We start from the raw sequence: 22,758 nt of genomic DNA on the forward strand, positions 1-22,758 counted from the left end.
AAAGCCGTCCGACGGGGGCGGCACCTATGCCGTCCCCCATACGTTCTCATTCAGGGCACCCGTGCCCTACGGATACGGCGGACCTCCCGGCGTGACCACGTCCTCGCTTACGATGGCCGTTGCGGTGGGGCCCACCTGCCGTGCCCGGTTACGAAACAGTGCCCAGGCCCGACCGGCAAGGAGACAAACCTCGGTGTCCGTCTTCAACAAGCTCATGCGTGCAGGCGAAGGCAAGATCCTGCGCAAACTGCACCGCATCGCGGACCAGGTCAACTCCATCGAAGAGGACTTCGTCAACCTCTCCGACGCCGAGTTGCGCGCGCTGACCGACGAGTACAAGCAGCGTTTCCAGGACGGGGAGAGCCTGGACGACCTGATGCCCGAGGCCTTCGCCACCGTGCGCGAGGCCGCCAAGCGCGTCCTGGGTCAGCGGCACTACGACGTCCAGATGATGGGTGGCGCGGCCCTGCACCTCGGCTACGTCGCCGAGATGAAGACCGGTGAGGGCAAGACCCTCGTCGGCACCCTGCCCGCGTACCTGAACGCGCTGTCCGGCAAGGGCGTCCACCTGATCACGGTGAACGACTACCTGGCCGAGCGCGACTCCGAGATGATGGGCCGCGTCCACAAGTTCCTGGGCCTGTCCATCGGCTGCATCCTGGCGAACATGTCGCCGGCGCAGCGTCGCGAACAGTACAACTGCGACATCACGTACGGAACGAACAACGAGTTCGGCTTCGACTACCTGCGCGACAACATGGCGTGGTCGCAGGAGGAGCTGGTCCAGCGCGGCCACAACTTCGCCGTGGTCGACGAGGTCGACTCGATCCTCGTCGACGAGGCCCGTACCCCGCTGATCATCTCCGGCCCGGCCGACCAGGCCACGAAGTGGTACGCCGACTTCGCGAAGCTGGTGACCCGCCTGACGAAGGGCGAGGCCGGCCAGCCGCTGAAGGGCATCGAGGAGACCGGCGACTACGAGGTCGACGAGAAGAAGCGCACCGTCGGCATCCACGAGGCCGGTGTCGCCAAGGTCGAGGACTGGCTCGGCATCGACAACCTCTACGAGTCGGTGAACACCCCGCTCGTCGGTTACCTGAACAACGCGATCAAGGCCAAGGAGCTGTTCAAGGCCGACAAGGACTACGTCGTCATCGACGGCGAGGTCATGATCGTCGACGAGCACACCGGTCGTATCCTCGCCGGCCGCCGCTACAACGAGGGCATGCACCAGGCGATCGAGGCGAAGGAAGGGGTGGACATCAAGGACGAGAACCAGACCCTCGCCACGATCACCCTCCAGAACTTCTTCCGCCTGTACTCGAAGCTGTCCGGCATGACCGGTACGGCCATGACCGAGGCCGCCGAGTTCCACCAGATCTACAAGCTCGGCGTCGTCCCGATCCCGACGAACCGTTCGATGCAGCGCAAGGACCAGCCCGACCTCATCTACCGCACCGAGGTCGCCAAGTTCGCCGCCGTCGTCGACGACATCGCGGAGAAGCACGAGAAGGGTCAGCCGATCCTCGTCGGCACGACCTCGGTCGAGAAGTCCGAGTACCTCTCGCAGCAGCTCTCCAAGCGGGGCATCCCGCACGAGGTCCTCAACGCCAAGCAGCACGAGCGCGAGGCCACGATCGTCGCCCAGGCCGGTCGCCGCGGCGCGGTCACCGTCGCCACGAACATGGCCGGTCGCGGTACGGACATCAAGCTCGGCGGCAACCCGGACGACCTCGCCGAGGCGGAGCTGCGTCAGCGCGGCCTCGACCCGGAGGAGCACATCGAGGAGTGGGCGCACGCCCTGCCCGAGGCCCTGCACCGCGCGGAGGCGGCCGTGAAGGCCGAGTTCGAGGAGGTCAAGGACCTCGGCGGGCTGTACGTGCTGGGCACCGAGCGGCACGAGTCGCGTCGTATCGACAACCAGCTGCGCGGTCGCAGCGGCCGTCAGGGCGACCCGGGCGAGTCCCGTTTCTACCTGTCGCTGGGCGACGACCTGATGCGTCTGTTCAAGGCGCAGATGGTCGAGCGGGTCATGGCGATGGCGAACGTGCCCGACGACGTCCCGATCGAGAACAAGATGGTGACGCGGGCGATCGCGTCGGCCCAGTCGCAGGTCGAGACCCAGAACTTCGAGACCCGCAAGAACGTCCTGAAGTACGACGAGGTCCTCAACAGCCAGCGCGAGGTCATCTACGGCGAGCGCCGCCGCGTCCTGGAGGGCGAGGACCTGCACGAGCAGGTGCGCTTCTTCATGGACGACACGATCGACGCGTACATCGCGGCCGAGACGGTCGAGGGCTTCGCGGAGGAGTGGGACCTGGAGCGGCTGTGGAGCGCCTTCCGGCAGCTCTACCCGATCAAGGTCACGGTCGAGGAGCTGGAGGAGGCCGCCGGCGACCGCGCGGGCATCACCGCCGAGTTCATCGCGGAGTCCGTCAAGGACGACATCCACGAGCAGTACGAGGCGCGCGAGACGGCGCTCGGCTCCGAGGTCATGCGCGAGCTGGAGCGGCGCGTGGTCCTGTCGGTGCTCGACCGCAAGTGGCGTGAGCACCTCTACGAGATGGACTACCTCCAGGAGGGCATCGGCCTGCGCGCGATGGCCCAGAAGGACCCGCTGGTCGAGTACCAGCGCGAGGGCTTCGACATGTTCAACGCCATGATGGAGGGCATCAAGGAGGAGTCCGTCGGCTACCTGTTCAACCTGGAGGTCCAGGTCGAGCAGCAGGTCGAGGAGCTTCCGGTGCAGGACGCGGCGCCTTCGCTGAACAAGGAGCCGGCCGCCGTGCGTCCGGAGATCCGGGCCAAGGGCCTGGAGGCCCCGCAGCGTCGGGACCGGCTGCACTTCTCCGCCCCGTCGGTGGACGGCGAAGGCGGTGTCGTCGAGGGCGACTTCGAGTCCGAGGGCGGCGGTGACGGCCTGACGCGCGCCGAGCGGCGCAAGGCGCAGAAGGCCTCGGGCGGACGTCGCCGCAAGAAGTGACCTCGACCCGATCGGGGTGAGCACGTCGGCCGGGGCCGGACACCGAGGGTGTCCGGCCCCGGCCGCGTCGTGTCCGGGGCCCGGGGTCCGGGCCCCGCGTGCCGCGTGCAGCGCGCCCGGCGGGATCAGGCCCGGGAGGCCGGGCGCGGGGGCCGGATCTCCACGGCCGCGCAGCGCCAGCGCAGGTCGGGACCCTGTTCGAGGCGGAAGGCCATCGCCTGGACGCGGTCGCCCGCCGCGATGCGGGCGAAGGCCTCGATGACCCCGGGCCCGGGGTGGAAGCGGCCGCAGTGGCGCAGTACGGGGCGCGGGCGGTCGCGCGACGGCGTGGAGGGGGCCAGCCCGGCCAGTTGCTCGTACGCCTCTCCCACGGTGTGGCCGAGGAGCGAGTGGACCGGCCGTTGGCCGCTGAGCACGGCCAGCAGGCGCCGGGCGAACCAGTCGTGCGGGGCGGGCGGGCGCCGCGCCGGCGTCGGGGTGACGGGGCGGGTGGCCGTGGCCGACCCCGTGGGCGTGGGCGTACGTGTGCCGGTGGCTGCGGCCATGCCCGTACGCGCGCCGGTGGCTGTGGCCGTGCCTGTACGTGCGCCGGTGGCTGTGCCCCTGCCCATGGCCGGGGCCGTACGTGTGCCGGTGGCCGCGCCCGGGCCCGCGCCCGGGCCCGTCGCCGTGACGGGGGTCGTGGCCGGGGTCGGGCGAGGGGCCGTAGGAGGCCGGGCCGTTCCCGTGGCCGTGTCGGTGCCCGGCGCCGTGCCCGGGGTCGGGCGGGGGGCGGTGGGGGGTCGGCGTTGGTCGCGGCGTCCGGCGGGGCGGGTGCGGCCGGGGCCGCCGGGCCCGGCGCGTCGGCCCTCGCCGCCGACCGAGGCGCGGGTGGTGGTGCTGGTGTCCATGGCGGATCCCCCGAACGGACCGGGCCCGGCAGCGATGGTACCGGGCGGTAACTTGATGGGGGGTTTCTACGACCGCCGAACACGCTCCGCAACCGCCCGGCCGGCGGGCTCCGGCGCCCGCCCCCGTTCACCTATCCGGATGGCCCCGGCCCGGCCCCGGGGCGCCGTCCGCCGGGCGCGGGGAGCGGGGTGGACGGCCCCCGAGGGGCTCCCGTGGGCCCGAAGGGGTACCGGCCCGTCACCCTGACGGCCGCGTCCGGGCGCGCGGTGCGGCGCACGGCGGGCGGGGCACGGGGACGCGGGGGCGCGGTCGTATCCTGAGGGCGTTCTCCGACTACCGAAAGCAGCCGGCCATGCGCGTGTACGTCCCCCTGACACTCCCCGGGCTCGCCGAGGCGCACAAGGCGGGCGAGCTGGGCCCCGCCCCGCTCCGCGCGTACGCGGTCACGCCCGCGCTGCGCGAGTGGTACGTCTCCGACGACATCGAGGAGCTGGAGTACGCGGCCCTGGGCCGCGCCGCCACCGCCTCCCTGCGCCTGCTCGCCGAGGACGCGGCCGCGCCCCGCAAGCGGGTCGTCGTCGCCCTGGACGTGGCCGACAAGGCCGTCACCGCCGACGAGGGGTCCGACGAGGCCGCCCTCGGCCGGGTCGCCCTCGCCGCGCCCGCACGCCTCACCGTGGCCGCCTCCGTGCACGTGGACGCCGACGACGCCCGCGCGGACGTCGCGGCCGCCGCCGGAGCCGTCACCGCCTCCGACGCCGGGGACGACGACGCCCGCTCCACCGTCGACGACGCCGACGAGCACGAGCTGCTCTGGTTCGGCGTCCAGGAGATCCCGGGGCTGCTGGCATGAGCGCGACGAACCATCTGGTCTGGGACTGGAACGGCACCCTGCTCCACGACATCGACGCGGTGATCACCGCGACGAACGCGAGCTTCGCCGAGCTCGGCTTCCCGCCGATCACCCTGGAGACGTACCGCGACCTGTACGTCGTACCGGTCCCGAAGTTCTACGAGCGCCTCATGGGCCGGCTGCCCACCGAGGCCGAGTGGCTGGTCATGGACGAGGCCTTCCACCGCCACTACTGGGTCGCCGCCGACGGCGCCGGGCTCACCGAGGGGGCCCGGGAGCTGCTGCGCGACTGGCAGGGCGACGGGCTCACGCAGTCCCTGCTGTCCCTGGCGCCCCACGAACGGCTCATACCGCTCGTGACCGCGCACGGGATCGACACGCACTTCCTGCGCGTCGACGGACGCGTCGGGCCCTCGCACACCACGAAGGCGGGGCACCTCGTACGCCATTTGGCCGCCATCGAACCCTTCGGTGTGACCGCCGCCCGTACGGTCCTCATCGGAGACGCCGTGGACGACGCCCTCGCCGCCGCCCACGTGGGCGCGCGGGCCGTCCTGTACACCGGCGGTTCGCACAGCCGCGCAAGTCTGGAATCGGCCGGAGTTCCCGTCGTCGACACCCTGGCGGAAGCGGTCGCCACAGCTAGAGGCCTGGCCGAATAGCACTCGACGCGGGCGGCCTTGGCACGCCGGGCCACCTGCGTCGCTGTCCAGAACGTCAAAGTTCCGGCTCCGGATTTGTACACACACAGATCAGGACTGGGGCTAGCCTGGTACCCGTGATCAGCGCGATAGTCACCGGGGACACTGACGCCCCCGACCCGCGCCCGGCGCACGACCGTGCCCGGGCCTTCGCTGATCCCTGCCGCCGGGACCTCCTGCCTCACATGGCCGAAACCCTCCCGGTCGGCTCTCACGACGGCATAGCGTCGATCCCGAATCCGGACGGACATCCCGCCTCATCGCGGCGCCGTGTCATTCCTTCCTTCACCTACGTCACGCAATGGCGCGCGACAGGAGCCAGAGGACATGCAGACCAAGCTGGACGAAGCAAAGGCCGAGCTGCTCGCGCGGGCGGCACGGGTAGCTGAGAACAGCCCGGCCGGGGGGCTACTTCCGACTGGGTCCGAGCAAGGGGAGCGCCCCGACCGGGCCACGACCCTCTCCTACCTCCAGCGCTACTACCTGCACACCGCGCCGGAAGACCTCCTCGACCGGGACCCGGTCGACGTCTTCGGTGCGGCGCTCTCCCACTACCGGCTCGCCGAGACCCGGCCGCAGGGCACCGCGAACGTCCGGGTGCACACCCCCACGGTCGAGGAGAACGGCTGGACCTCCAGCCACTCGGTCGTCGAGGTCGTCACCGACGACATGCCCTTCCTCGTCGACTCCGTCACCAACGAGCTCTCCCGCCAGGGACGCGGCATCCACGTCGTGATCCACCCGCAGGTCGTCGTGCGCCGCGACGTCACCGGTCGGCTCATCGAGATCCTCGGCCCCGACTGCGACGCCCACGGCCCCAAGACCGCGCGCCCCCACGACTCCCTCGTCGAGTCCTGGATCCACGTCGAGATCGACCGCGAGACCGACAAGGCCGACCTCAAGCAGATCACCGGCGACCTGCTGCGCGTCCTGTCCGACGTCCGCGAGTCCGTCGAGGACTGGGAGAAGATGCGCGACGCCGCGCTGCGCATCGCCGACGAGCTGCCGAACGAGCCCACCGCGCCCGACCTGCGCGAGTACGAGCTCGAAGAGGCCCGCGAACTGCTGCGCTGGCTGGCCGACGACCACTTCACCTTCATCGGCTACCGCGAGTACAACCTCGTCGACGACGACGCCCTCGCCGCCGTGCCCGGCACCGGCCTCGGCATCCTGCGCTCCGACCCGCTGCACACCGGCCAGGAGGACGCGCACCCCGTCTCGCCGTCCTTCAACCGGCTCCCGGCCGACGCCCGCGCCAAGGCCCGCGAGCACCGCCTCCTGGTGCTGACCAAGGCCAACAGCCGCGCCACCGTGCACCGCCCCTCGTACCTCGACTACGTCGGCGTCAAGAAGTTCGACGCCGACGGCAACGTCGTCGGCGAGCGCCGCTTCCTCGGCCTGTTCTCCTCCGCCGCGTACACCGAGTCCGTGCGCCGCGTCCCGGTGATCCGCCGCAAGGTCGCCGAGGTGCTGGAGCAGGCGGGCTTCGCCCCCTCCAGCCACGACGGCCGCGACCTCCTCCAGATCCTGGAGACCTACCCGCGCGACGAGCTGTTCCAGACCCCGGTCGACAAGCTCCGCGAGATCGTCACCTCCGTCCTGTACCTCCAGGAACGCCGCCGGCTGCGGCTGTACCTGCGCCAGGACGAGTACGGCCGCTACTACTCCGCGCTGGTCTACCTGCCCCGCGACCGGTTCACCACCGGCGTCCGGCTGCGCCTGATGGACATCCTCAAGGAGGAGCTCGACGGCATCAGCGTCGACTTCACCGCCTGGAACACCGAGTCGGTCCTCTCCCGCATCCACTTCGTCGTCCGCGTCCCGCAGGGCACCCAGCTGCCCGCGCTGACCGACGCCGACGTCGAGCGCGTCGAGTCCCGCCTGGTCGAGGCCGCCCGCTCCTGGGCCGACGGCTTCCAGGAGGCCCTCATCGCCGAACTCGGCGAGGAGCGCGCCGCCGAACTGCTGCGCAAGTACGGCACGTCCTTCCCCGAGGGCTACAAGGCCGATCACTCGCCGCGCTCGGCCGTCGCCGACCTGTGCCACCTGGAGCGGCTCTCCGCCAGCGACAGCGAGTTCGCGCTGTCCCTGTACGAGCCGGTCGGCGCGGGCCCCGGCGAGCGCCGCTTCAAGATCTACCGCACCGGCGAGCAGGTCTCCCTCTCCGCCGTCCTGCCGGTCCTCCAGCGCCTGGGCGTCGAGGTCACCGACGAGCGGCCGTACGAGCTGCGCCGCACCGACCGGGTCAGCGCCTGGATCTACGACTTCGGCCTGCGGATGCCCGCCGGCGCCGGCAACGGGGACGCCTACCTCGGCGACGACGCCCGCGAGCGGTTCCAGGAGGCCTTCGCGGCCGTGTGGACCGGCGCGGCCGAGAACGACAACTTCAACACCCTGGTGCTGGGCGCCGGGCTCACCTGGCGGCAGGCCGTCGTCCTGCGCGCGTACGCCAAGTACATGCGCCAGGCCGGCTCCACCTTCAGCCAGGACTACATGGAGGACACCCTCCGCAACAACGTCCACACCACCCGGCTGCTGGTCTCCCTCTTCGAGGCCCGGATGTCGCCGGTCCGCCAGACCGCCGGCACCGAGCTGGTCGACGCCATGCTGGAGGAGCTGGACGGGGCCCTGGACCAGGTCGCCTCGCTCGACGAGGACCGCATCCTGCGCTCGTTCCTGACCCTCATCAAGGCCACCCTGCGCACCAACTTCTTCCAGCCGGACAGCGCGGGCGAGCAGCACTCCTACGTGTCGATGAAGTTCGACCCGCAGGCCATCCCGGACCTGCCGGCCCCGCGCCCCGCGTTCGAGATCTGGGTGTACTCCCCGCGCGTCGAGGGCGTCCACCTGCGCTTCGGCAAGGTCGCCCGCGGCGGCCTGCGCTGGTCCGACCGCCGCGAGGACTTCCGCACGGAGATCCTCGGCCTGGTCAAGGCGCAGATGGTCAAGAACACCGTCATCGTGCCCGTCGGCGCCAAGGGCGGCTTCGTCGCCAAGAACCTGCCGGACCCGTCGGTGGACCGCGACGCGTGGCTCGCCGAGGGCATCGCCTCGTACAAGATCTTCATCTCGGCGCTGCTCGACATCACCGACAACATGGTCGCCGGCGAGGTCGTGCCGCCGCAGGGCGTCGTCCGACACGACGAGGACGACACCTACCTCGTCGTCGCCGCCGACAAGGGCACCGCCACCTTCTCCGACATCGCCAACGGCGTCGCGGAGTCCTACGGCTTCTGGCTGGGCGACGCCTTCGCCTCCGGCGGCTCCGCCGGCTACGACCACAAGGGCATGGGCATCACCGCCCGCGGCGCCTGGGAGTCGGTCAAGCGGCACTTCCGCGAGCTGGGCCACGACACCCAGACCGAGGACTTCACGGTCGTCGGCGTCGGCGACATGTCCGGCGACGTCTTCGGCAACGGCATGCTGCTCTCCGAGCACATCCGCCTGGTCGCGGCCTTCGACCACCGGCACATCTTCATCGACCCGAACCCGGACTCGGCCGTCTCCTACGCCGAGCGCCGCCGCCTCTTCGACCTGCCGCGCTCCTCCTGGGCCGACTACGACACCGCCCTGCTGTCGGCGGGCGGCGGAGTGCACCCGCGCAGCGCCAAGGCCATCCCGGTCAACGCCCAGATGCGCGAGGCCCTCGGCATCGAGGCGGGCGTCACCAAGATGACCCCGGCCGAGCTGATGCAGGCCGTCCTCCAGGCCCCCGTGGACCTGCTGTGGAACGGCGGCATCGGCACGTACGTCAAGGCGAGCACCGAGACGCACACCGACGTCGGCGACAAGGCCAACGACGCCATCCGCGTCAACGGCTCGGACGTCCGCGCCCGGGTCATCGGCGAGGGCGGCAACCTCGGTCTGACCCAGCTCGGCCGCATCGAGTTCGCCCGCTCCGGCGCCGGCGGCGAGGGCGGCAGGATCAACACCGACGCCATCGACAACAGCGCGGGCGTCGACACCTCCGACCACGAGGTGAACATCAAGATCCTGCTCAACGCGGTCGTCGCCGACGGCGACATGACCGTCAAGCAGCGCAACAAGCTGCTCGCCGAGATGACCGACGAGGTCGGCACCCTCGTGCTGCGCAACAACTACGCGCAGAACGTCGCCCTGGCCAACGGCTCCTCCCAGGCCCCCAGCCTGCTCCACGCCCAGCAGCGCTTCATGCGCCGCCTGGGCCGCGACGGACTGCTGGACCGCCAGCTGGAGTTCCTGCCCAACGACCGGCAGATCCGCGAGCTGCTCAACAACGGCAAGGGCCTGACCCAGCCGGAGCTGGCCGTCCTGTTCGCCTACACCAAGATCACGGTGGCGGACGAGCTGATCGCGACCGAGCTGCCGGACGACCCGTACCTGCGCCGTCTGCTGCACGCCTACTTCCCGGGCGCGCTGCGCGAGCGGTTCCCCGAGCAGGTCGACGGGCACGCGCTGCGCCGCGAGATCGTCACCACCCTGCTGGTCAACGACACCGTCAACACCGGTGGTTCGACCTTCCTGCACCGCCTGCGCGAGGAGACCGGGGCCTCCCTGGAGGAGATCGTCCGGGCGCAGCTCTCGGCCCGCGAGATCTTCGGCCTGGCCGAGGTGTGGGACGCCGTCGAGGCCCTCGACAACAAGGTCGCCGCCGACGTCCTGACCCGGGTGCGGCTGCACTCGCGCCGACTGGTCGAGCGCGGCACGCGCTGGCTGCTCAACAACCGGCCGCAGCCGCTCCAGATCACCGAGACCGTCGAGCTGTTCGGCGAGCGCGTGGCGCACGTCTGGTCCGAGCTGCCGAAGCTGGTGCGCGGCGCCGACCTGGACTGGTACCGGTCGGTGATGGACGAGCTGATCGGCGAGGGCGTGCCGGAGGAGCTCGCGGCGAAGGTGGCCGGGTTCTCCTCGGCCTTCCCGACGCTGGACATCGTCGCGATCGCGGACCGTACGGGTGTCGACCCGCTGGCCGTCGCCGAGGTGTACTACGACCTCGCCGACCGGCTGGAGATCACGCAGCTGATGGACCGCATCATCGAGCTGCCGCGGTCGGACCGTTGGCAGTCGATGGCCCGCGCGTCCATCCGCGAGGACCTCTTCGCGGCGCACGCCGCGCTGACGGCCGACGTGCTGTCGGTGGGCGACGGCGAGTCGACCCCCGAGGAGCGCTTCAAGGTCTGGGAGGACAAGAACGCCGCGATCATCGGCCGCGCCCGGACGACCCTGGACGAGATCCGGGGCTCGGACGACTTCGACCTGGCGAACCTGTCGGTGGCGATGCGGACGATGCGCAGCCTGCTGCGCGTGCACGGCGCCTGACGACGGCGCACGGGTGAAGGCCCCGGCTGTCGGAACGATTCGTTCCGGCAGCCGGGGCCTTCCGGCGTCCGGGGGCGCCCGGGCGGGTGCGTACGGTGCCGCGTCCGCGGGTCAGCCGCGGGTGTGGGCCTCGTAGGCGTCGCAGACCTCGGCCGAGGGGCCGTCCATGCGCAGGACCCCGGACTCCAGCCAGATGGCCCGGTCGCAGGTCTCGCGTACGGTGCCGATGCCGTGGCTGACCAGGAAGACGGTGCCGGCCTTGGCGCGCAGCTCCTCGATGCGGGCCTGGCTGCGGCGCTGGAAGGCGGCGTCGCCGGTGGCCAGGGCCTCGTCGATCATCAGGACGTCGTGGTCCTTGGCGGCGGCGATGGAGAACCGCAGCCGGGCGCCCATGCCGGAGGAGTAGGTGCGCATCGGCAGGGAGATGAAGTCGCCCTTCTCGTTGATGCCGGAGAAGTCGACGATGTCCTGGTAGCGCTCGCGGATCTGCGTGCGGGTCATGCCCATCGCGAGCCCGCCGAGGACGACGTTGCGCTCGCCGGTGAGGTCGTTCATCAGGGCGGCGTTGACGCCCAGCAGGGAGGGCTGGCCGTGTGAGTAGACGGCGCCGCGGGCGACGGGCTGGAGGCCGGCGATGGCCTTCAGGAGGGTGGACTTGCCCGAGCCGTTGGAGCCGATGAGGCCGATGGCCTCACCCTTGTACGCGGTGAAGCTGACGCCCTTGACGGCGTGCACCTCGCGCACGCCCGGGGCGGGCCGGCGGGAGAAGATCCGGCTGAGGGCGGCGGTGGCGCCGCCGCGCGCGCCCTGGCCGTGCACCTTGTAGATCACGTGGACCTCGTCGGCGATGACGGTCGGGACGCGGGTGTCGGCGGCCGCCCCGTGGCGGGGCGCGCTGCGGGTGATGGTGTCAGCCACGGCCGTACTCCTCCTCCGCCTTCCAGAAGAAGACGAATCCGCCGACGCCGGCGAGCAGGGCCCACCCGATCGCGATCGGCCACACGTGATGGGGCAGGGCGCTCGCCTTGAAGCTGTCGATCAGGGCGAAGCGCATCAGGTCGATGTAGACGGCGGCCGGGTTGGCCTTCAGCAGGAGCGTCACCCAGTGCGGCAGGTGGTCCGTCCTGAGCATGGAGTCGATGGACCACATGACGCCCGAGGAGTACATCCAGGTCCGCAGGACGAAGGGCATCAGCTGGCTGACGTCGGGGTTCTTGCTGCCGATGCGGGCCATGACCAGGGCGCAGCCCGCGCAGAAGACGGCCGTCAGGAACAGGGCCGGCAGGGCGATCAGCCAGGAGGCGGACGGGGTCTGGCCGAAGGCCAGCAGCAGCACCACCAGGGCGGCCATGGTGACGAGGAGCTGCTGGAAGAGCTGCACCACGGAGGAGAGCGGCAGGCTCGCGCGCGGGAAGTGCAGGGCGCGGACCAGGCCGAGGTTGCCGTGGACGGCGCGGGTGCCGGCGTTGACGGAGCTGCCGATGAAGTCCCAGACGAAGACGCCGGTGATCAGGAAGGGCACGTAGTCGGGCACGCCGTGGCTGGCCTTCATGACGATGCCGAAGATGAAGTAGTAGACGGCCGCGTTGAGCAGCGGGGTCATCAGGTGCCAGACCTGGCCGAGCTTGGCCGTGCTGTACGTGGAGTGCATCCGGGCGGTGGCGTACGCCGTCACGAAGTGGCGTCGGCCCCAGAGCTGCGCCACGTAGCGGGGCAGGGAGGGCCGGGCGCCGCTGACGGTCAGGCCGTGGGCCGCCGCGAGCTCCGCCGCGCGGGCGGCGGTCGGGGCGGCGGCGGGGGCCGTGGTGGTAACGGTCACGGGGGTCGCTTTCGACGGGGTCGGGGCGCCATCGACGACGGGACGGGTCCGTATCGTCGTTACGTGGAGCGTAGGCCGGGGCACGTCGGAACGCAACCGTATCGTCGTGACGTGGGGGTGCCGTCCCGCGCGGCTATGCTCTGTCCATGACCAACGAGCCCGCCCCCGCCCCCGCCCGCCGCGCCCCCGCCGGGGCGGCCGTCCTGCGCGAGGACGTGACCGAGGCGATCCGCGCGGCGGTCGTGGACGAGCTCGCGGCCGTGGGCTTCGCCCGGATGTCCATCGAGGGCATCGCCCGGCGGGCCGGCGTCGGCAAGACGGCCGTGTACCGGCGCTGGAAGTCCAAGCTCCACCTGGTGCTCGACCTGGTCGGCGCCTTCGCCGCCGACGGCCTGCCCGTGCCCGCAACCGGCTCCCTCTACGGGGACGTACGCGCCCTGCTGGAGGTCATGTCACACGTGCTGCGCCACCCGGTGGCCTCGGCGGTGATCCCGGACCTGCTGGTGGAGGCCGCCCGCAACCCCGAGATCGCCGACGCGGTCCGGGGCGCCCTGCTCGACGGCCAGAGGCGGCTGGCCGAGGGGATCGTCGCCGAGGCCGTCGCACGCGGCGAGCTGCCCGCCTCGGCCTGCCCGGAGCGGGCCCTGGACCTCGCGATCGGCCCGCTCTACTGGCGGCAGGTGGTGGTGCGCGACGCCGTGCCGGCGGCCTACCTCGACGACCTCGCCCGCTCGGTGGTGGCGGGCATGGCGGCGACCGGCCCCGGCCCCGGCCCCGACGCCGCCTGAGCCGTCACGGCCGCAGGAGCCTCACGGCCACAGGCCCGCCGTGAGCGGGGCCAGGGTCGGCTCCGGGGCGGTCCCGGGGGCCGCGGGCGCCGGGCGGCGCTCCTCCGGCGGGACGATCGCCGGAACCGGCGCGGACTGGCCCAGGAAGATCCGCCGCACGACGCGCTCGGCCGCGTGGCCGTCGTCGCAGGAACAGAACCGCGAGCGGAACGCCGCCCGCAGCTGGGCCGAGCGGGAGCCCTGCCAGTGGCCCGTCGCGAAGATGTCGACGAGCTCGTCCTCGGTGCGGGCGATCGCCCCGGGCGGGCAGGTCCGCAGGTCGAAGTAGGTCCCGCGGGCCGCCTCGTACGCCTCCCAGTCGTCGGCGTGGATCACGATCGGCCGGTCCAGCGCGGCGTAGTCGAACATCAGGGACGAGTAGTCGGTGACGAGCGCGTCCGAGGCGAGGCACAGCTCCTCCACCGACGGGTGCGCGGAGACGTCGATCAGACGCGGGTGCGGGTCCGGTGCGGCCGGCTCGCCCGCGTACGTCAGGTGGGTGCGGGCCAGGAGCACGAAGCGGGGGCCGAGGTCGCGCAGGACCCGCTCGAAGTCCAGGTGCCGGGGCATGCTGCGCCGGTAGTCGCGGTGCGTCGGGGCGTAGAGGATCGCGGTGGTGCCCGGCGCGATCCCCAGGCGCTCGCGCAGCGCGAGGACGTCGGCGCGGGTGGCCCGGTGGAAGGGGTCGTTGCGCGGGTAGCCGTACTCCAGCGTGGTGTACGAGGCGGGGAGGGCCTTCTCCCAGACGAGGGTGGAGTGCCGGTTCGCGGAGAGCAGGTAGTCCCACTGGTCGGCGCCGCGCAGCAGCCCCGCGAAGTCGGTGGTCGGGGTGGCCGCCGGCCGGTCCTGGAGGTCGAGGCCGACCCGCTTGAGCGGGGTGCCGTGCTGGGTCTGCACCAGGATCTGCCCCGGACGCTTGACGAGGCCCCGGTCGAAGTTGACGTTCGTGGTCAGGTACGTGGCCCGGGCCAGGGCCGTCCAGTAGGCGGCCGTCCCCGGGCTCAGCGCCGCGGTCCCCGCCGGCAGGCCGGCCGCGTGGCGGGGGTCGCAGATCCAGGCGGTGCGCATGTGCGGGGCGAGCTCGCGCAACTTCGCCTCGATCGCGGCCGGGTTGCAGGCGTAGCCGCCGTTCCAGTACGCGGAGAACACCGCGAGGTCGGGGCGCAGCGGCAGCAGCCGCTGGATCCGGTAGTGCAGGCGCAGGGCGCACTCGCGCAGGCCCCGCCCCAGGACGCCGGCCCCGGCCGCGCCGGCGAGGCCCGCCGCGCGCAGCGCGGACAGCACCCCGTACGTGCGCCGCAGCCCCGCCCGCATCAGGGTCTGGCGCAGCCGGTCGGTGCGGGTCAGGGACAGCGGCAGGGCGTCGGCGCCCGCGCCCGGGGCCCGGTGGCGGCGCAGCAGGGCCGAGGCCCGGGCGAAGAACTCGGCGCGGGCGGCGCGCGGCAGGCGGCGCGGGTCGGCGTACACGGCGCAGAAGTGCTCGGCCATCCGACGGTGCACGGCGGGGCGCCAGCGCTCCAGTTCGGGGCGGGCGGCGAGGAGGCCGAAGACGCGCTCGTACTGGTCGAAGACGTCCAGGTGGCGCCGGCTGGTGGTGGTCAGGATCGAGCCCGTGCGGCGCTGGCGGTAGTGGACGCAGACCCGGTCGAGGACGGCCACGGACTCGGCGGCGAGCAGCGCCGGATAGGTCCAGGGGGTGTCCTCGTAGAAGCCGGGCGGGAATTCGAGGCCCTCGCGCTCGACGTACTCGCGGCGGTACGCCTTGTTCCACACCACCATCAACATGCCGAGCAGGGCCGGGCGGTCGGCGAGGCGGAAGCTCGCCGGGCCGTCCTCGTGGAGGCGGTGGGAGAGCCGGTTGCGGACCACCTCGCCGGTCCAGAAGACGCGCGCGTAGTCGTAGACCAGGACGTCGGGGGAGCCGGTGGCCTTCAGCCGGTCGGTGACGGCCTGGAGGGCGCCGGGGGCCAGGACGTCGTCGCCGTCCAGGAAGATCAGGTAGTCGCCGGTCGCCCGGGCCAGACCCGCGTTGCGGGCCGGGCCCAGACCGAGGTTGTGCGCCAGGTGCACGGCCGTGACCCGGGGGTCGCGGGCCGCGTACTCGTCGATGATCGCACCGCACGCGTCGGGGGAGGCGTCGTCGACCGCGATCAGTTCCAGGTCCGGGTACGACTGGGAGAGGACGGAATCCAGACTCTCCTGGAGGTACGCCTGAACCTTGTACGCGGGCACGATGACGCTGAACCGGGGCACGGCACATCCAGGGGTCGGCGCGGGCATATTGCCCAGGAACCGCGCGCGCGGCGATCGGGTTACGCACCGTGTGGCATTCGGGTTACACAGCGTCAACACGGCACGTCAATGCCGTGATCATCGGGGTGTGGGGCTACGTGACCGGATACGCGACCGGCCGCCCGGCCGGTGGTGCGGCCGGGCAGGGCGACCCGTTACTTGACCGCGCCGGCCATCACCCCCGTGACGAACTGCCGCTGGAAGGCGAAGAAGACGACCAGGGGCACGACCATCGACAGGAACGCGCCCGGCGCCAGGACGTCGATGTTGTTCCCGAACTGCCGCACCTGCTGCTGGAGGGCGACCGTGACGGGCGGGTGCGCCGAGTCCGCGAAGACCAGCGCCACCAGCATGTCGTTCCACACCCACAGGAACTGGAAGATGCCGAGCGAGGCGATCGCCGGACCGCCCAGCGGCAGCACCACCCTGGCGAACAGCCGCAGTTCGCCCGCCCCGTCCAGCCGCGCCGCCTCCAGCAGCTCGCGCGGGATCTCCGCGAAGAAGTTCCGCAACAGGAAGACGGCGAAGGGCAGGCCGAAGGCCGTGTGGAAGAGCACCACGCCGGCCGTGGTCTCGAACAGGCCGAGCGTGCCGAAGAGTTCCGACACCGGGATCAGCGCCACCTGTACGGGGACCACCAGCAGCCCGACCACCACCAGGAACAGCCAGTCCCGTCCGGGGAACTCCAGCCAGGCGAAGGCGTATCCGGCGAACGAGCCCAGGGTGATCACCAGCAGCGTCGCCGGGACGGCGATCGCCACCGTGCTCAGCAGCGACCCCGTGATGGTGTCGTTCGCCAGCAGCCGCGCGTAGTTGGAGGTGGTCAGGCGGGCCGGCTCGGCGAGCACCCGCCACCAGCCGTCCTCGGCGAGATCGGTGGGGGACAGGAAGGAGGAGACCAGCAGCCCCAGGGTGGGCAGCAGCCAGAACAGGGCGGCCACCACCAGGAAGACGCGCAGGGCCCCGCCGGCCACCAGCGCGGCGAGCCGGCCCGGGCGGGAGGGGCCGCCGCCCTTCGCGACGTCGTGTGCCGGGCTCATCGGGAGGCCTCCTTGCGCATCCTGCGGATGTTCACGAGCATCACCGGCACCACCAACACCAGGAGCAGCACGGCGATGGCGCTGCCGAGCCCCGGATCGGCGTCCGTCCCGAACGAGGTCCGGTACAGCTGGAGCGCGAGCACGTTCGCGTCGTCCTGCACCGCGCCCGGGGCGATCACGAAGACCAGGTCGAAGATCTTCATCACGTTGATCACCAGGGTGACCAGCACCACCACCAGCACCGGAGCCAGCAGCGGCACGGTGATCCGCCGGAACACCTGCCACTCGTTCGCCCCGTCGACCCGGGCCGCCTCCAACAGCTCGCGCGGTACCGCGGCCAGCCCCGCCCCGATCAGCACCATCGCGAAACCGGCCCACATCCACACGTACGCCCCGATCACCGCGGGCGTCACCAACGCCGGACCCAGCCAGTCCACCCCCGCGTACGCCTCCCGGAAGTTCGCCGCCGGCAGCCGCAGCAGCGCGCCGTCGGCCGCCGCCGGGAGGGTGAAGGTGCCGTCCGCCCCGGCCGTCGTCGACGCCACCACCCGACCGTCCCGGACCGCCTCGATCCGCATCCCCGACAGCCCCGACTCGGTGGGGTCGACCGCGTTCGTCGCGCCGCCCCCGCCCCGGGTGAAGTCCTGCCAGACGGTGCCCGTCACCTTCCCGGGCAGCGGCTCGGGCCGGCCCGCCGTACGCGTCCCCGCGGGCAGCGCCTCCGGCGCCACCCCCACCAGCGGGAGCAGCGCGGGCACGCCCACCCGGACCGGGTCCCGGGTGACGAACGCGCCGCCCTCGGCGTCCCGGAGCGGGGAGTCGCGGCCGGGCCGGGCCTTGGGGAAGGCCGAGGCGGACGCGAACGTGTCGTGGACCCCGACCCAGACGGCGTTGGCCACGCCCCGGTCGGGGTCGTGGTCGTAGACGAGCCGGAAGATGATGCCCGCCGCCAGCATCGAGATCGCCATCGGCATGAACACCAGCAGCTTGAACGCCGTCCCCCAGCGCACCCGTTCGGTGAGCACCGCGAAGATCAGACCGAGGGCGGTGGCCGTGACCGGCGCGAGGACCACCCACAGCGCCGTGTTCCCGATCGCGGTCCGGATCGTCGGGTCGCCCAACATCTCGCGGTAGTTGGCCGCCCCCACGAAGGTGTCGCCGGAGCGGTCGAAGAGGCTGCGGTACAGCGAGTAGCCGATGGGATGGACGACGAGCGCCCCCAGCAGCACCAGCGACGGCAGCAGGAAGGCCGCCGCGACCAGCCGCCGGCGGCGGCCGGCCGAGGAGCGGGGGCCGGCCGGGGGGCGGCGGCCGGCCGGGGCGGGCCGCTCGCTCCGGTGGCTCCGTTCGTTCAGTTCGTTCCGGTCGGGCCGGGTGTTCCGGTCGGGCCGGTCGTTCCGGTCGCCCGCCACCGGCTCAGTTCCCGTAGGCCTTGGACGCTTCCGCCTCCAGCCTCGCCTGGATCCCCGCCACGTCCGACGGGTTCGCCAGGAAGTCCTGGAGCGCCTTCCACTCGCCCGCGCCCGGGGTCCCGCCGAACGCCGCCGGGGCCTGGTCCGACATGTCGAAGCGGAAGTCGTCGCCCGCCGCGATCAGCGCCTTCGCGATGCCCCGCTGGATGTCGTTCGGGTACACCGCCACGTCCACGGCCTTGTTCGGGGAGATGAAACCGCCCTCACGGGCCTGGATCTCCGCCGCGTCCGGCGACGCCAGGAACGTCAACAGCGCCTGCGCGCCCTTCGAGGGCTTCAGCGCCACCGCCACGTCACCGCCCGAGACCACCGGCGCCTTCGCGCCGACCGCCGGGAAGGGGAACACCAGCGCGTCCTTGCCCACCGTCGCCTCGGTCTGCCCGATGTTCACCGCCACGAAGTCGCCCTCGAAGACCATCGCCGCCGCCGGCCGGTCCCCGCCGGTGAAGGTCTGCGTCACCGACTTCGGGAACTCCGTCGCCAGCGCCCCGCTCTGGCCTCCCGCCAGGAAGTCCTTGCGGCCGAACAGCTCGCCGAGGGTCGTCAGCGCCTGCCGGACGCTCTCGTCCGTCCACTTGATCTCGTGCTTCGCCAACCGGTCGTAGTTCTGCGGGCCGGCCTGCGAGAGGTAGACGTTCTCGAACCAGTCGGTCAGCGTCCAGCCGTCCGCGCCCGCCACGGACACGGCGGGCGTCCCCGACGCCGAGAGGGTGTCCGCCGCCGTGATCAGCTCCTTCCAGGTCGTCGGGGGCTTGACGCCCGCCGCCTCGAAGGCCTTCGCGTTGTACCAGACCAGCGACTTGTTGGCCGCCTTGTAGTAGACGCCGTACGGGGTGCCGTCCACCGAGCCCAGCGCCCGCCAGCCCGGCGAGTAGTTCGCCTCCGACTGGGCCTTGGCCTCCGGACCCAGCGGCTGCGCCCACTTGTTCTTCACCGCCGCGGCCAGCGCCCCCACCTGCGGGAGGAGCGCGACGTCCGGCGGCTGCCCCCCGGCGATCTTGGTGCCGAGGAAGTTGACGATGGGGTCCTGCGCCGGCACGAACGTGACGGTCGCGCCCGTGCGCTTCTCGAACTCCTTCAGCACCTTCGCGAAGTTCGCCTGCTCGGGACCCGTCCAGACCGCGGCGACCTCCAGCTTCTCGCCGGGCAGCTTCGGTAACGTCACCCGGGGCGCCGACGCCCCGCCCGTCGTGGCACCCGCCTCCGGGGGCCCGCCGCTGCCGCCGCCGTCACCGCCGCACGCGGAGAGGGCGAGCGCGCCCGCGACCGCCAGGGCCGCCCACCCGATGTTCGTCCGGCTCGTTCCGTGCTCGCGCATGGCTGTGCCCCCGATGCCCGTGGTGTGTCCCGGACCACAAGGTCTACGCCGACCCGCGCACCCCCGCAATACCGCCTCGCGGGGTCGCGCGCCGGCGCCCGCGGCCCGTCAGGGGGCGGGCGGGAACAGCACCGGGACGGCCGACACCAGGTGCGAGGCCCGGTCGAGGGCACTGGCCAGCAGCGCCAGGTCGGTCGGCCCGTTGCCCAGCTCGCGCACCGGGCGGCGGGCCGGCGGGTCGCCCATGCGGTCCCACTCCACCGGGACCACGGTCGGCCTCAAGGTCGCCGTCCGGGGGATCCGGCCGGTCACCCGCCCCGCCTGGAAGGGGACCTTCCGCCCGTCCGCCCAGCGCAGCACACCGCGCCCGGGACCCGGCTGGTCGGGGGCGTCCAACTCCACCCGCAGCGTCGCCAGCCGCACCGGCTCGGTCTGCGCCGTCCGTTCCGGGCGGGCGCTGGCGGTGATCAGGTGCACCCCGAGCCGGGCGCCCTCGCGGGCCACCCCCTCCAGGATCCGCACCACCGAACCGGCGGCCGGCCTGCCCGTACTGCCCAGGCCCGGGGCGACCAGCGCGTCGAAGTCGTCCACCAGCACCACCAGGCGGGGCAGCGGGCTCGGCCCGGCCGCCGGATCCGTACGCGGCGCGGCGGCCCGCAGCCGCAGCGTGCCGGTGCGCGGGGGGTCGAGGTCGCCGCGCAGCTCGCCGGGGCTCGGCGGGCGCGGGGAGACCATCCGGTCCGACACCTCCCGCCGGGCGTGCCACTGCGCGAAGGGGACCCCGTCCAGCAGCTCGTGGCGGCGCTTGAGCTCCGCTCCGAGGGCCTGGGCGAACTCCCGCATCCGCACCGGGTCCGAGGCCACGAGGTGCGCCGAGACGTGCGGGAGCTCCGTGCAGGGGGCCAGCCCCTCCCCGCGCTCGCCGCCGGCCCCGTCCAGCAGGACCAGGCCCAGGTGGTCGGGGCGGGCCGCCGCCGCCAGCGAGGCCGCCAGGGAGCGCAGCAGCTCCGTACGGCCGCTCCCGGCGGGTCCCTCCACGTGCAGGTGCGGGCCGTCCTCGACCAGCTCGGCCAGGACCGGGCCGCGCCGACCGCTGCCGAGGACCACCTCGGCGAGCCCGCCGACGCCCTGGCCCCGCTCGGTGGCGGCGGCCCAGCGGGCCATCAGGGAGGCCGGGGTCGCGCGGGCCAGCCCCAGTTCGTCCAGGAGCCGCGAGGTCGCGGGCAGGTTCGCCGCCGCCGGCCGGTAGTCGGTCGTCTCGGGGGCCGCGCCGTCGGCGCGCAGCGGGGCCAGGGCCCGCGCGAAGCGCTCCGCCCAGGCGGCGGAGACCGCGTCCGCCACGGCCGTCACCCCGGGCTGCACGGGGGTGCCGCCGCCGACCGCGAAGGTGCGTACGACGGTGGCGACGTCACCGCTCAGCAGGGCGGCCATGCCGCAGTCCCGGAAGGCGGGGGTGTTCGCGCAGGCCTCGTCGTACGTGGCGGGCACGGGGGAGGTGGCGCCGGCCGCCGGGGCCTCGGCGAGGACCAGGACGTGGACGCCGGCGGCCGCCCCGTGCGAGGCGAGCCGGCCGGTGACCTCGCGCAGGGAACCCGCGCCGGGGTCGCCGTCCACCACGAGGAGGGTGCGCGGACCCTCGTAGGCGTACGCGGCCTCGCGCAGCGCCGCCGGATCGGCGCCGGCCCAGTGCGGTCCGAGCGGGCCGTCGTCCAGGCGCCGGGTCAACTCGCCGGTGCGGGCGGCGGCCTGGTCGCGGTCGTAGGCGAGGAGCAGCCGGGTGTCCTGGCCGTGCGCGGGCCGTACGTGGGGCAGCCAGCCCAGCCAGCCCCAGTCGCGGCGGCGTTCGGGCACCGGCCGGGCGCGGTCGCAGGCCAGCAGGACGATCTCCAGCTGCCCGGGGGCGTGCAGGGCGGCCAGCTGCGCGATCACCGAACGGGCCACGCCGATCAGCCGGGGGCGCGGCCCGCAGATCCCGAGCGAGCCCGCGTCGCGCAGCGCGACCCGGTTGCCCGCGCCGAGCCCCACCTCCAGGAAGCCGCTCCGCCCGGGCCGGCGCGACCACAGCCGCTCCGTCGGCCCGAGGGCGGTCAGCAGCAGCGTGGCCGGGTCGTCGTCGGAGGGGACGGCCGCCGTCCGCGCCTCGGGCTCCGCCGGAGCCTCGGGCCCCTCCTCCTCCCCGCGCACCAGCTTGCGGGCCCACGCGCCGAGGCCCCGGCGGCGGGGGCGGCCCGCCTCGGAGTCCGCGCGCGGGGCGCGCGGGCCGCCCGTGCCGGGGGCGGGCGCGCCCGCGTACGTGCTCGTCGTCGGGCCGCCGGGGTGCGCGCCGGGGTGCGCGCCCGCGCCGGGGGCGTCAAGGTGGCGCTCGACGGCGTACGGGGCGCCGGCCGGGCCCTCGGGGGCGGCGCCGGAGCCGGGGACCGCCTCGGACCCGGGCGGCCGCGGCAGGCACAGGTGCCCCTCCAGGTCGGGGACCACCGGCAGCGCGGCCCGGGCGGGCCCGGGCGCCAGCCGCAGCGTGGACTCGCCGATCCGCAGCAGCGCCCCGGGCGCCAGCGGGACGGCGCGCACGCCGACCGGGGCGCCGTCCAGCGTCGTGCCGTTCGTGGAGCCCAGGTCGGCCACGCGGACCCGCCCGTCGGCGGACACGGTGACCGCGCAGTGCAGCCGCGAGACGTCGGGGTCGTCGAGGGGGACGTCGGCGTCGGCCGAGCGGCCGACGCGGACCGCCCCGGGGTGCAGCAGGTGCACGCCGCCCGCGTCGGGGCCGGCCACCACGTGCAGTTGGGGGGCCGCCGGCGGCTCCTCCTCCGGCGGGAACCCGGTCTCGGTCTCCGCCGTCGGGGTGTTCAGCGCGAGGACGGCCCCGTCCACGAGCGGGGGTTCGCCCAGTACGGTCCGCTGGAGGTCGAGGCGGCGCGCGCCCGAGTACAGCACCACGGTGCCGCCGGTGTCGGGACCGCCCACGGTGGCCGCGAGCCCGGAGGCCACCGCGGCCAGGGCGGTGCCGACGGGCGCGGTGACGAGTACGTCACATCGCGCCGGGGCGGTGGCGGCGTGGTGGCCGCCGCGTGGTCCAAGGACGGTCAGCCGGATCTGCATCGCCGTCAGCGGTCCCTTCTGCGCCGAGCGCAGTGCGCGGTGCGTGCGCCGGGCAGGGGGGACCGCGGGGCACGCCCGCCCGATCACCCCCCACCCGGCGCGGACGCGTCGTCCGGTCAGGTCTGCCGGAAGGCAGGGCTCCCGTCCCGGCCGTTCCGTACGGGT

General features: G+C 73.3%; 13 protein-coding genes. 5 read left to right on the top strand and 8 right to left on the bottom strand.

Annotated features, from left to right (window positions below):
• Positions 1–193: 193 nt before the first annotated feature.
• Complete coding sequence (secA, locus tag AB0D01_RS33950) at positions 194–2,983, top strand: preprotein translocase subunit SecA (protein ID WP_363062160.1); 2,790 nt, start codon at positions 194–196, stop codon at positions 2,981–2,983.
• A 125-nt stretch (positions 2,984–3,108) separates the two neighbouring features.
• Here secA and AB0D01_RS33955 read toward each other — a convergent pair whose 3' ends face one another.
• Positions 3,109–3,528, bottom strand: a complete 420-nt coding sequence (locus AB0D01_RS33955; RefSeq protein ID WP_363062162.1) for an Rv3235 family protein — start codon at positions 3,526–3,528, stop codon at positions 3,109–3,111.
• A 698-nt stretch (positions 3,529–4,226) separates the two neighbouring features.
• Between AB0D01_RS33955 and AB0D01_RS33960 the strand changes: the two genes are divergently transcribed.
• The 3 genes from AB0D01_RS33960 to AB0D01_RS33970 all read left to right on the top strand — a co-directional run bounded on the left by AB0D01_RS33960 (position 4,227) and on the right by AB0D01_RS33970 (position 10,726).
• Complete coding sequence (locus AB0D01_RS33960) at positions 4,227–4,727, top strand: hypothetical protein (RefSeq protein ID WP_363062164.1); 501 nt, start codon at positions 4,227–4,229, stop codon at positions 4,725–4,727.
• Complete coding sequence (locus AB0D01_RS33965) at positions 4,724–5,389, top strand: HAD family hydrolase (RefSeq protein WP_363062166.1); 666 nt, start codon at positions 4,724–4,726, stop codon at positions 5,387–5,389. The genes AB0D01_RS33960 and AB0D01_RS33965 overlap by 4 nt, the downstream gene beginning before the upstream one ends.
• 366 nt (positions 5,390–5,755) lie before the next feature.
• Positions 5,756–10,726: an NAD-glutamate dehydrogenase gene (locus tag AB0D01_RS33970; RefSeq protein ID WP_363062168.1), complete on the top strand. Its 4,971-nt coding sequence runs from the start codon at positions 5,756–5,758 to the stop codon at positions 10,724–10,726.
• Positions 10,727–10,837: 111 nt separating this feature from the next.
• Here AB0D01_RS33970 and AB0D01_RS33975 read toward each other — a convergent pair whose 3' ends face one another.
• Together AB0D01_RS33975 and AB0D01_RS33980 are read right to left on the bottom strand one after the other, a co-directional pair.
• On the bottom strand, positions 10,838–11,644 hold the full coding sequence (locus tag AB0D01_RS33975) for an ABC transporter ATP-binding protein (RefSeq protein WP_363062170.1): 807 nt from the start codon (positions 11,642–11,644) through the stop codon (positions 10,838–10,840).
• Positions 11,637–12,545: an ABC transporter permease gene (locus AB0D01_RS33980; RefSeq protein ID WP_363062172.1), complete on the bottom strand. Its 909-nt coding sequence runs from the start codon at positions 12,543–12,545 to the stop codon at positions 11,637–11,639. The genes AB0D01_RS33975 and AB0D01_RS33980 overlap by 8 nt, the downstream gene beginning before the upstream one ends.
• A 146-nt stretch (positions 12,546–12,691) precedes the next feature.
• Between AB0D01_RS33980 and AB0D01_RS33985 the strand changes: the two genes are divergently transcribed.
• Positions 12,692–13,333: a TetR/AcrR family transcriptional regulator gene (locus tag AB0D01_RS33985; protein WP_363062174.1), complete on the top strand. Its 642-nt coding sequence runs from the start codon at positions 12,692–12,694 to the stop codon at positions 13,331–13,333.
• 21 nt (positions 13,334–13,354) lie between these two features.
• Here AB0D01_RS33985 and AB0D01_RS33990 read toward each other — a convergent pair whose 3' ends face one another.
• From AB0D01_RS33990 to AB0D01_RS34010, 5 genes are all read right to left on the bottom strand, one after another.
• Entirely contained in the window at positions 13,355–15,625 is a 2,271-nt protein-coding gene (locus AB0D01_RS33990; protein ID WP_363062176.1) for a bifunctional glycosyltransferase family 2 protein/CDP-glycerol:glycerophosphate glycerophosphotransferase, read from the bottom strand.
• A gap of 194 nt (positions 15,626–15,819) precedes the next feature.
• Positions 15,820–16,704 carry a carbohydrate ABC transporter permease gene (locus AB0D01_RS33995; RefSeq protein WP_363062178.1) on the bottom strand — a complete coding sequence of 295 codons (885 nt, stop codon included), beginning with the start codon at positions 16,702–16,704 and terminating at the stop codon, positions 15,820–15,822.
• On the bottom strand, positions 16,701–17,966 hold the full coding sequence (locus AB0D01_RS34000; protein ID WP_363062230.1) for a sugar ABC transporter permease: 1,266 nt from the start codon (positions 17,964–17,966) through the stop codon (positions 16,701–16,703). The genes AB0D01_RS33995 and AB0D01_RS34000 overlap by 4 nt, the downstream gene beginning before the upstream one ends.
• Positions 17,967–18,120: 154 nt before the next feature.
• Positions 18,121–19,494, bottom strand: a complete 1,374-nt coding sequence (locus AB0D01_RS34005; protein WP_363062180.1) for an ABC transporter substrate-binding protein — start codon at positions 19,492–19,494, stop codon at positions 18,121–18,123.
• A gap of 108 nt (positions 19,495–19,602) precedes the next feature.
• Positions 19,603–22,593, bottom strand: coding sequence for an FtsK/SpoIIIE domain-containing protein (locus tag AB0D01_RS34010; protein ID WP_363062182.1), 2,991 nt, complete (start codon positions 22,591–22,593; stop codon positions 19,603–19,605).
• Positions 22,594–22,758 lie beyond the last annotated feature (165 nt).

Origin of the sequence: Streptomyces sp. NPDC048606 (genome assembly GCF_040650855.1) — a bacterium.
GTDB lineage: Bacteria > Actinomycetota > Actinomycetes > Streptomycetales > Streptomycetaceae > Streptomyces.